The sequence below is a fragment of the Bacteroides caecigallinarum genome (assembly GCF_021530995.1).
Taxonomy (GTDB): domain Bacteria; phylum Bacteroidota; class Bacteroidia; order Bacteroidales; family Bacteroidaceae; genus Phocaeicola; species Phocaeicola faecigallinarum.
In genome coordinates this window covers 1-8,602 of record NZ_JADYTF010000135.1, presented here as the reverse complement: position 1 = coordinate 8,602, position 8,602 = coordinate 1, and the positions used below count along the sequence as shown (strand labels likewise).

Annotated in this window: 6 protein-coding genes and 1 rRNA gene; all 7 read left to right on the top strand. The window is 43.3% G+C overall.

What is annotated here, in order from left to right:
- Positions 1-138 precede the first annotated feature (138 nt).
- On the top strand, positions 139-513 hold the full coding sequence (locus tag I6E24_RS14385) for a hypothetical protein (RefSeq protein WP_235329234.1): 375 nt from the start codon (positions 139-141) through the stop codon (positions 511-513).
- A 105-nt stretch (positions 514-618) separates the two neighbouring features.
- Positions 619-1,764 (top strand): efflux RND transporter periplasmic adaptor subunit, encoded by a 1,146-nt coding sequence (locus I6E24_RS14380; protein WP_235329232.1) that lies wholly within the window; start codon positions 619-621, stop codon positions 1,762-1,764.
- Between the two features lie 11 nt (positions 1,765-1,775).
- Positions 1,776-4,925, top strand: a complete 3,150-nt coding sequence (locus I6E24_RS14375) for an efflux RND transporter permease subunit (protein ID WP_235329230.1) — start codon at positions 1,776-1,778, stop codon at positions 4,923-4,925.
- Positions 4,912-6,348 (top strand): efflux transporter outer membrane subunit, encoded by a 1,437-nt coding sequence (locus I6E24_RS14370; RefSeq protein WP_235329229.1) that lies wholly within the window; start codon positions 4,912-4,914, stop codon positions 6,346-6,348. The genes I6E24_RS14375 and I6E24_RS14370 overlap by 14 nt, the downstream gene beginning before the upstream one ends.
- 176 nt (positions 6,349-6,524) lie before the next feature.
- Positions 6,525-7,250 (top strand): DNA alkylation repair protein, encoded by a 726-nt coding sequence (locus I6E24_RS14365; RefSeq protein ID WP_235329228.1) that lies wholly within the window; start codon positions 6,525-6,527, stop codon positions 7,248-7,250.
- A 39-nt stretch (positions 7,251-7,289) separates the two neighbouring features.
- On the top strand, positions 7,290-7,931 hold the full coding sequence (locus tag I6E24_RS14360) for a nitroreductase family protein (RefSeq protein WP_235329227.1): 642 nt from the start codon (positions 7,290-7,292) through the stop codon (positions 7,929-7,931).
- A gap of 562 nt (positions 7,932-8,493) precedes the next feature.
- A 16S ribosomal RNA gene (locus tag I6E24_RS14355) occupies positions 8,494-8,602 on the top strand; the annotation flags it as partial.

Below are 8,602 nucleotides of genomic sequence, written 5' to 3'. Positions count from 1 at the left end.
GTCTTTACGTAAGGTTTTACGTAAAAAGAACTGACTTTTTATCCTTTTTATGTTAAAACAGACTAAAACCTGAACATATATTTTTATACATTATTATCAGATATTAATTTTGTAAGAGATTAAAGATAGGGTTTTGTAATGTTTTCAAATAAAGTAGCAGGTAAATATATATCCAGAATAGTTTGTATGATCATGTTCGTGCTCATACAGTTCGATGTGTTTGGATATGATCTGATTTATGCTGCTTATTGTGATGACACAAACTCTATAGTCCTTTCGTTGGACGATGAATCTTCCATAAATGATTCGCATGACCAGTATTCTGAGTGGTCTGATCCTGTTTATAGGACATCCTCTGTCCGGTTCTTCCCGGACTCAGTCGATTCTTTGTTCGTTATACCCGATTATTCTTTTGAGCAATACGGTGTATATATACAACCTTATGTATCTAAACTTCCTATATATATAACGGATTGTCATCCATATATAATGTTTAGGGCTTTGCTAATTTAGCATAGTCTGTCTTTCTCATGCCATGACCGTTGGGTCATGAGGTCGTTTTTAATCTTATTCAAATAAAAACACATAGTTTCTTTTAAAATTCTATTACGTAATCTTATGAAAATTTCTATTCAGAAGGTTGCTCTTCTGTCGTTGTTGGCAGGGGTGCTTCCTGCTTGTCAAGAGGCAGGCACAAATCAGGTGAGAAGCGATGGCTCTATACCTGTAACAGTTCTTCAACCTACCACGGTAGAATTGCCGCGTACATACGTGGCTGATATCCAGGCTATACAGTTTGTAGAAATAAAACCAAAGGTGGAAGGATACGTCAAAGAAGTATTGATTGATGAAGGTGAGTTCGTGGAAAAAGGACAGCCTATGTTCCGTTTGAGTTCTGAAAACTATGCTGAGGCTGTGAAAGAGGCAGAGGCTAATTACAAACAGACCGAGGCCGAACTTGAAATGGCAAATTACGAGATGGAACGTATCGAACGACTCGTGAACAAGCAGATTTATTCTCCGATTCGTTTGGAGCAGGCAAAGAGGGAACGTGAAGTTGCCCGTATGAAGGTGGAACAGGCTCGTGCGCAGATGCAGCGTGCACAGATGGATTTGAAGTATACCACCATTACATCGCCTTTCACAGGATATGCTGACCGTATTCCTTATAAGGTAGGTAGCCTTGTTAGCCCAGAAAGCTTGCTTACTACTGTGAGTGACATTTCAGAGATTTTCGCATACTATAAAGTTAATGAAAGTGAATATCTCCGTATCCGTCGTGCACAGCTTCAGGGTGCTGATGTACAACAGGCTAACAATGTGGAACTGATTCTTGCCGATGGAACAGTTTATCAGTATAAGGGTGTTATCGAAACCGTAGAGGGAGATTTTGAACGTGGTACAGGTTCTATTGCTTTTCGTGTTCGCTTCCCTAATCCTGAGGGACTTCTTAAACATGGTGTAACGGGTAAAATCCGTCTTATGACTAAGATGGAGGATATTTGTCTTGTTCCTCAGAAATCAACTTTCGAAATCCAGGACTTTACATATGTATATCTTGTCGACAGTACAGGTACAGCAAAGGTTCGCAGCTTCAACCCGATAGAGCGTTATCATAACTACTATATCACTGACGACCTTGGCGCAAACACAACTATCGTTTACGAAGGTGTGCAGATGATTCGCGACGGTATGCACATCAAGACAGAGAATATCCCGTTTGAGGATGTGAGAAAAGAACTTCATTTGGAAAACGTCGAATAATCTCTTAGCCTATGTTCAAGTTATTTATTCGTCGTCCGATTCTCTCGGCGGTTATCTCCGTAATATTTGTGTGTCTGGGAGTACTGGCTATTGTGTCGCTTCCTATCACGCAGTATCCGGATATCGTGCCGCCTTCCGTTACGGTCACTGCCCGCTACACTGGTGCCAGTGCCGATGTTATGACAAAGACTGTAGCTACTCCACTCGAACGTGCCATAAACGGTGTGCCGGGCATGACTTATATGACTACAGTCTGTACCAACGACGGTATGTCGCTCACCACTATCTATTTCAAGGTAGGAACAGACCCTGATGTGGCTGCGGTGAACGTGCAGAACCGTGTGACTACAGTGCTCGATGAGTTGCCTGAAGAAGTTATCCGTGCTGGTGTGGTTACGGAGAAGGAGGTAAACAGTATGTTGATGTACCTCAACATCTTCAGTACCGACAGTACTCATACAGAGAAATTCGTATACAACTTTGCCGATATCAATATCCTCCGCGAGCTGAAACGTATCGACGGTGTGGGATTTGTTGAAATCATGGGTAGCCGTGACTACGCTATGCGTGTATGGCTTAATCCGAGCCGTCTGGCTGCCTATAACATGGTGCCACAGGATGTAACGGAGGCTATCCGCCGTCAGAACATCGAGGCTGCGCCGGGTAAGACTGGTATCAGTTCCGACAAACTTCCGCAGCAGTTGCAGTACGTGTTGCAATATACCGGTAAGTTCAGTACTCCTGAAGAGTATGGAGAGATTGTTCTGAAGGCCATGCCTGACGGTTCGCTCCTCCGACTCAAGGATGTGGCAACCATAGAGTTCGACTCTGAGGATTATAACATGATTTCAATGACCGACGGTCGTCCTTCGGCATCTATCATGATTAAGCAGCGTCCGGGTTCCAACGCCAGTGAGGTCATAAAGAATATCAAGACCCGTATGGCAGAAATCAAGGAAAGCAGTTTCGCTCCGGGTATGGAATATAACATTGCATACGACGTATCGCGCTTCCTCGATGCTTCTATCGCATCAGTGCTGAAGACACTTGTCGAGGCCTTCCTCCTTGTGTTCGTAGTGGTGTATATCTTCCTTCAGGATTTCCGCTCAACGCTTATCCCTGCCATTGCCGTTCCGGTGTCGCTTGTCGGAACATTCTTCTTCATGCAGGCTTTAGGTTTCTCTATAAACATGCTTACTCTGTTTGCCCTTGTGCTTGCCATTGGTATTGTGGTGGATAATGCCATAGTCGTGGTGGAGGCTGTCCATGTGAAGATGCACGATGAGAAACTCTCTCCATATAAGGCATCTGTGGCTGCGATGAAGGAAATTGGTGGTGCCATTGTTGCCATTACTCTTGTAATGTCGGCAGTGTTCGTGCCTGTAGGTTTCATGGAAGGTACGGTGGGTATCTTCTACCGTCAGTTCTCGCTCACACTTGCTGTAGCTATCGTCATTTCGGGTATAAATGCCTTGACTCTGTCGCCTGCACTTTGTGCCATGTTGCTCCGTCCGGCTGCTCACGGAAAGAAGAAGGCTACTCTTATGCGCCGTTTCTTCGTTTCGTTCAACCGCGGATACGGACGTTTTGAACGCCGTTATAATCTCGGATTGTCGAAGTACCTGGGCCGCCGTTCATTCACATATCTCACTCTGTTGCTCTTCCTTGCAGCTACATACGGTATCAATCTCGTACTTCCTACAGGATTTATCCCTAATGAAGATCAGGGTATGATATATATCAACGTAGATGCACCTCCGGGAGCAACTGTTGAACGAAGCGAGAAAGCATTGAGTCAGGTTCAGGCAGCTCTTCTTCCGCTTGAAGAAATCGAGAGTATCTCTACACTGGCAGGTTACAGTCTTATGACCGAGACTGAAGGTGCCAGCTACGGTATGGGTATGATCAACCTTAAGCCATGGGATGAAAGAGAGCAGACAGTGGACGAACTTATGCGTACATATGCCGACCGCGTATCGCATATCAAGGATGCCGACATCCAGTTCTTCCTTCCGCCGTCAGTTCCGGGATTCGGTAATGCCAGCGGTTTCGAGCTTCGTCTGCAGGACAAGACAGCTGGCGACTTCCATGAATTTGCCGAAGTGGCAAATACCCTTGTAGAGAGACTGAATGCCGACCCTCGCATACAAGGTGTTACTTCAGGATTTAATCCTAACTTCCCTCAGTATCTTCTGAAGGTGGATTTGGCTAAGGCTGCCAAGTTGGGTGTTGACCTCGACAAGTCGATGGAGACACTTCAGGCATATATCGGTAGTTTCTATTCGTCAAACTTCATCCGTTTCGGACAGATGTATAAGGTTATGATTCAGGCTTCTCCTGAGTACCGTATGAATCCGGAAGATATCTATAAGCTTTATGCCAAGAACAACGACGGTAATGTGGTGCCGTATTCCAACTTCCTGACTATGGAACGTATCTATGGTCCGAGCCAGATTACACGTTACAACATGTTTACTTCCGCGCTCATTACCGGTGAAGGTGAGGGTGGAGTAAGTACCGGTGAGGTAATCAAGGTAGTAGAAGAAATCTGTAAGGAAGTCCTTCCTCGCGGTTACGACGTGGAATGGTCGGGTGTTACACGCGAAGAGAAAGACTCCGGCGGACAGACATTCATGATATTCGGAATCTGTCTTCTGTTCGTATACCTGCTTCTTGCAGCACAGTACGAGAGCTTGCTTCTGCCGTTCTCCGTCATCCTGTCCTTGCCTGCAGGTATCTTCGGCTCTTACTTCTTCCTTCAGATAGCAGGACTTGAAAACAATATCTATGCCCAGGTTGCGCTCGTCATGCTTATCGGTCTGTTGGGTAAGAATGCCATCCTTATCGTGGAGATGGCCAACCAGTTCCGTGCGGCGGGAGCTACTCCATTCGAAGCTGCTGTCAAGGGAGCCGTGAGCCGTCTGCGCCCTATTCTTATGACTTCGTTCGCATTTATCTGCGGTCTTATTCCGCTTGTGCTTGCTACTGGAGCCGGAGCATTGGGTAACCGTTCTATCGGTACAGCGGCTGCAGGAGGTATGTTTATAGGTACATTCGTAGGTATCTTCCTCGTGCCGGGATTATATTTGGTATTTGAAACACTGTCGGTTTATTTGAACCGCAATAAAGTTAGCTACTTAGAAGAAGATGATGAAGAATAAATTTGCATATATAGCTTTTATGGCTTCGGCATTGGCTATGGGAGGGTGTAAGGCACCTTCCCTTACGCCGACGGAGAAGTTTGACTTGCCCGAAGCTTTTATAGAAGATACGGATACTGCCACTATGGCTTCTATCTCATGGAAAGAGTTTTTTCCGGATGCGTATCTGGTTGAATATATAGATTCAGCACTCGCCAACAATCACTCTTTCCTTAAGACTATAGAGAATGTTTCCATAGCACGTGCACAGATGAAAGCCGGAAAAGGTGCGTTGTTTCCAGAGATATCATTGGGTATTGACGGAGGTATACAGCGCTTTGGTGAATATACCATGGACGGAGTGGGAAACAGCACTACAAATACGCCGGATCTGGCTAAGGACAAACATATTCCGGACCCATATAAGAATCTGAACCTCGGACTTAACTTCCAGTGGGAGGCAGATATATGGGGAAAACTCACAGATAAGAAGCGTTCTGTAGTGTCACGTTGGATGAAATCAGTTGAGGCTCAACGTCTGGCGCAGACTATGCTTGTGGGTGAAGTTGCGGATTTGTATTACAGACTTGTTGGTCTTGACAAAAAGCAATATGTACTCGAAGAGGCTATTCGCAAGACTGGTGCTTCATATATTCTTGCCAATGAATTGATGAACGAGGGCGAGGAGTCCAGACTTTCTGTCGATCAGTTCCGTTCCCGTCGTCTTAAACTGGAAGAAATGCTTCTTGACACAGAACAGCAGATTGCCGAGACTGAACGAGCGTTTGCTTTACTTTTGGGACGTATGCCTTTCGAAATAAAGCGTTCTTCGTTCGAGAAGATAAGTGATTACACTTTCCCTGTGGAGACCGGAATACCTGCTCAGATTTTGCGTAACCGTCCTGACGTGGTTGCTGCGGAACTGGAACTATTGGCATGCAAGTCGGATGCATCTGCCGCACGTAAGGCGTTTTTCCCTTCTCTGGTTATTGGGGGAGGGGCAGGCTTTAATGCTTTCAGCCTTGAAAAATGGTTTGCTTCTCCTGCATCTATGGTCTATAATCTTGCTGCAGGAATTTCAGCTCCTATTTTCAAGCGTAACGAGATACGTGCTTTATGGGAGGAAGCAAACGGCCGACAGCGTATAGCTTTGCTTGATTATCATGAAACGGTTCTCCGTTCGTATCTTGAAGTAGTGGATCTGATTACTTCGTCCGAACAGATGAATCTTCGCAAGGCCCTGAAGGAGGAAGAGAGCCGTATTCATCATCGTGCAATATACAATGCCAATGAACTGTTCAAAACCGGTTTTGCAGGCTATCTGGATGTCCTTTCTGCTGACGAACGTTATCTTGACTGCGAACTCGAGAGAATTGAACTTAACATAGCTTACTGCCAGGTTCACACAATGCTCTACAGAGCACTTGGAGGCGGCAGCTTCTAGTGCTTTCATCGTTTTAAAAAAACGTGGGCAAATTCGAGTTAAAACGTGGGCAAGTTTTGACTCGAATTTGCCCACGTTTTTTTGGTATATTAGACCATCATTTCAGAGATTGTTTTTATATTTGCTGATATTCGTAACAGATAAGATAATACATTATATATATAACCTCATTTTTCATGAAGAGATCTGAAAATACATTCCTGTTGCATGGCAAGCCTATAAGGGAGCATATCCTGAAATTGGCTGAAAATTCTAATAAAGAATTCGCTGAGAAATTGAATCCCGGAGTGGAAAATGTACTTGGATTGCGTCTGCCTGATCTGAGAAAACTGGCTGTTGAAATAGCCAAATCAGATTGGAAAGCATATCTGGCTGATGCTCCGTCGTTCTACATGGAGGAAAGAATGCTTTATGGACTTGTGTTGGGATATGTGAAGCCGGATGACGATATTGAAAATTATCTTTCATACGTTACGCGTTTTGTTAAGATTATAAACAGCTGGTCTGTATGCGACTCTTTCAAGTTTGCCGGTAGCAAAAAATATTTTTCAGTTCATTCTGACAGAATATGGGAGTATCTTAAATCATTCATCGGCTCCGACAAGGAATACGAGATACGTTTCGGAGTAGTCATGTCGATGAAATATTTCATCGATGACAGTCATATTGACGAATTGCTTGAACTTTACGACAATATCCGTCACGAAGGATATTACGTCAGGATGGCTGTGGCATGGGCCATATCGTTCTGTTTTGTTGCATATCCGGAAAAGACCATGAAATATCTGAACCGGGCGAAACTTGATGATTTTACTTATAATAAATCCATTCAGAAAACAATAGAGTCGTATCGTGTTGATGAAGAGACAAAAAATAAACTACGTGCAATGAAACGTAAATGAGTATTTATTTAAAAACAAACTATATTATTGATAACCAACATGAAAACAATTTCAAGATTATTTTTAATTGCCGGAATGGTATCATTATCGGCATGCGCTCCTTCTCAGAAGGATTCAGAGGTACAGAATGCTTCTAAGTCGGAAAACCAGGTTATAGAAACCATTATGTCTCGCAGAAGTATTCGCAAATATAAGCAACAGCCGGTGGAGATGGAAAAGTTGCAGCAGATACTGGACTGTGGAATTAATGCACCAAACGGACAAAACAAACAATCGTGGGAAATTCGTGTGGTCAATACCCCGGGGTATATTGCAGAACTGGATTCACTGAACAGAAGTCTGGCTTTGGCAAAGGGTATTGACGCTTCTAAAATCCGTCATGTCTCATACGGAGCACCGGTGATGATTTTCATTGCCAACGATCCTTCGTACGATTTTTCACAGGTCGACTGCGGTCTTTTAGGAGCGAATATGATTCTCACTGCAAAGTCGTTAGGATTGGGCTCATGCTGTCTTGGAGGAATAGCCAGAACAATGAAACTGCCTGAAGCGGAATCTTTGCTCAAACGTCTTGACCTGCCGGAGAACTATAATCTGCTTTATGCTATATCTTTCGGCTATCCTGATGAATCGCCGGCTGCAAAACCTAGAAAAGCAGAAAAAATCAAGTTTGTAGAGTGATATTTTAATAATGAAATATATTATATAAAGAAATAGCAGAAACTTTGTAGCTCCAAATTCAATAATTAATTATATAAATATATTCCTGTTTATTAGGCTATTACGTTTTTGTGTAATTTTTATTGGAAAAATATTTGCGAAAAAGTTTGTATTATTGGAAAAAAGGTTGTACCTTTGCATCCGCTTTCGAGAGGGAAGGCAGTTAAGTTGAAATGTTGAGAAGGTGGTAGAGCTGTTGTAAGGTTCTTGAGTATCTTACCTTGTTAGTATACAAGGGAGCGAGAAATGTTCCTTCGGTTTTTATCCTAGAATTTTTTTTCGAAAAAATATTCGAAAAAAATTGGAGGTTAAAAATAAATCGCTTACCTTTGCAAACGCTTTCGCTTCCAAAACGAAAGAAAGTTCTTTGAAAGATTTTGAATAAACAAACAGAATGTAGTACAAGCGTCACATATAAATAATGTGTGATGAATAAAAAGAATAAACCGTCAATTATATAATAAAGATACGGTATCCTGAACAGAGACAAGAACGCATCCTTAATGGATGTACAAGATATTTTACAATGAAGAGTTTGATCCTGGCTCAGGATGAACGCTAGCTACAGGCTTAACACATGCAAGTCGAGGGGCAGCGGGATTGAAGCTTGCTTCAATTGCCGGCGACCGGCG

Coding starts and splice junctions, on each gene's coding strand:
- I6E24_RS14365 (WP_235329228.1), top strand. CDS start 6,525: ATGAAGAGATCTGAAAATACATTCCTGTTGCATGGCAAGCCTATAAGG.
- I6E24_RS14380 (WP_235329232.1), top strand. CDS start 619: ATGAAAATTTCTATTCAGAAGGTTGCTCTTCTGTCGTTGTTGGCAGGG.
- I6E24_RS14375 (WP_235329230.1), top strand. CDS start 1,776: ATGTTCAAGTTATTTATTCGTCGTCCGATTCTCTCGGCGGTTATCTCC.
- I6E24_RS14360 (WP_235329227.1), top strand. CDS start 7,290: ATGAAAACAATTTCAAGATTATTTTTAATTGCCGGAATGGTATCATTA.
- I6E24_RS14385 (WP_235329234.1), top strand. CDS start 139: ATGTTTTCAAATAAAGTAGCAGGTAAATATATATCCAGAATAGTTTGT.
- I6E24_RS14370 (WP_235329229.1), top strand. CDS start 4,912: ATGATGAAGAATAAATTTGCATATATAGCTTTTATGGCTTCGGCATTG.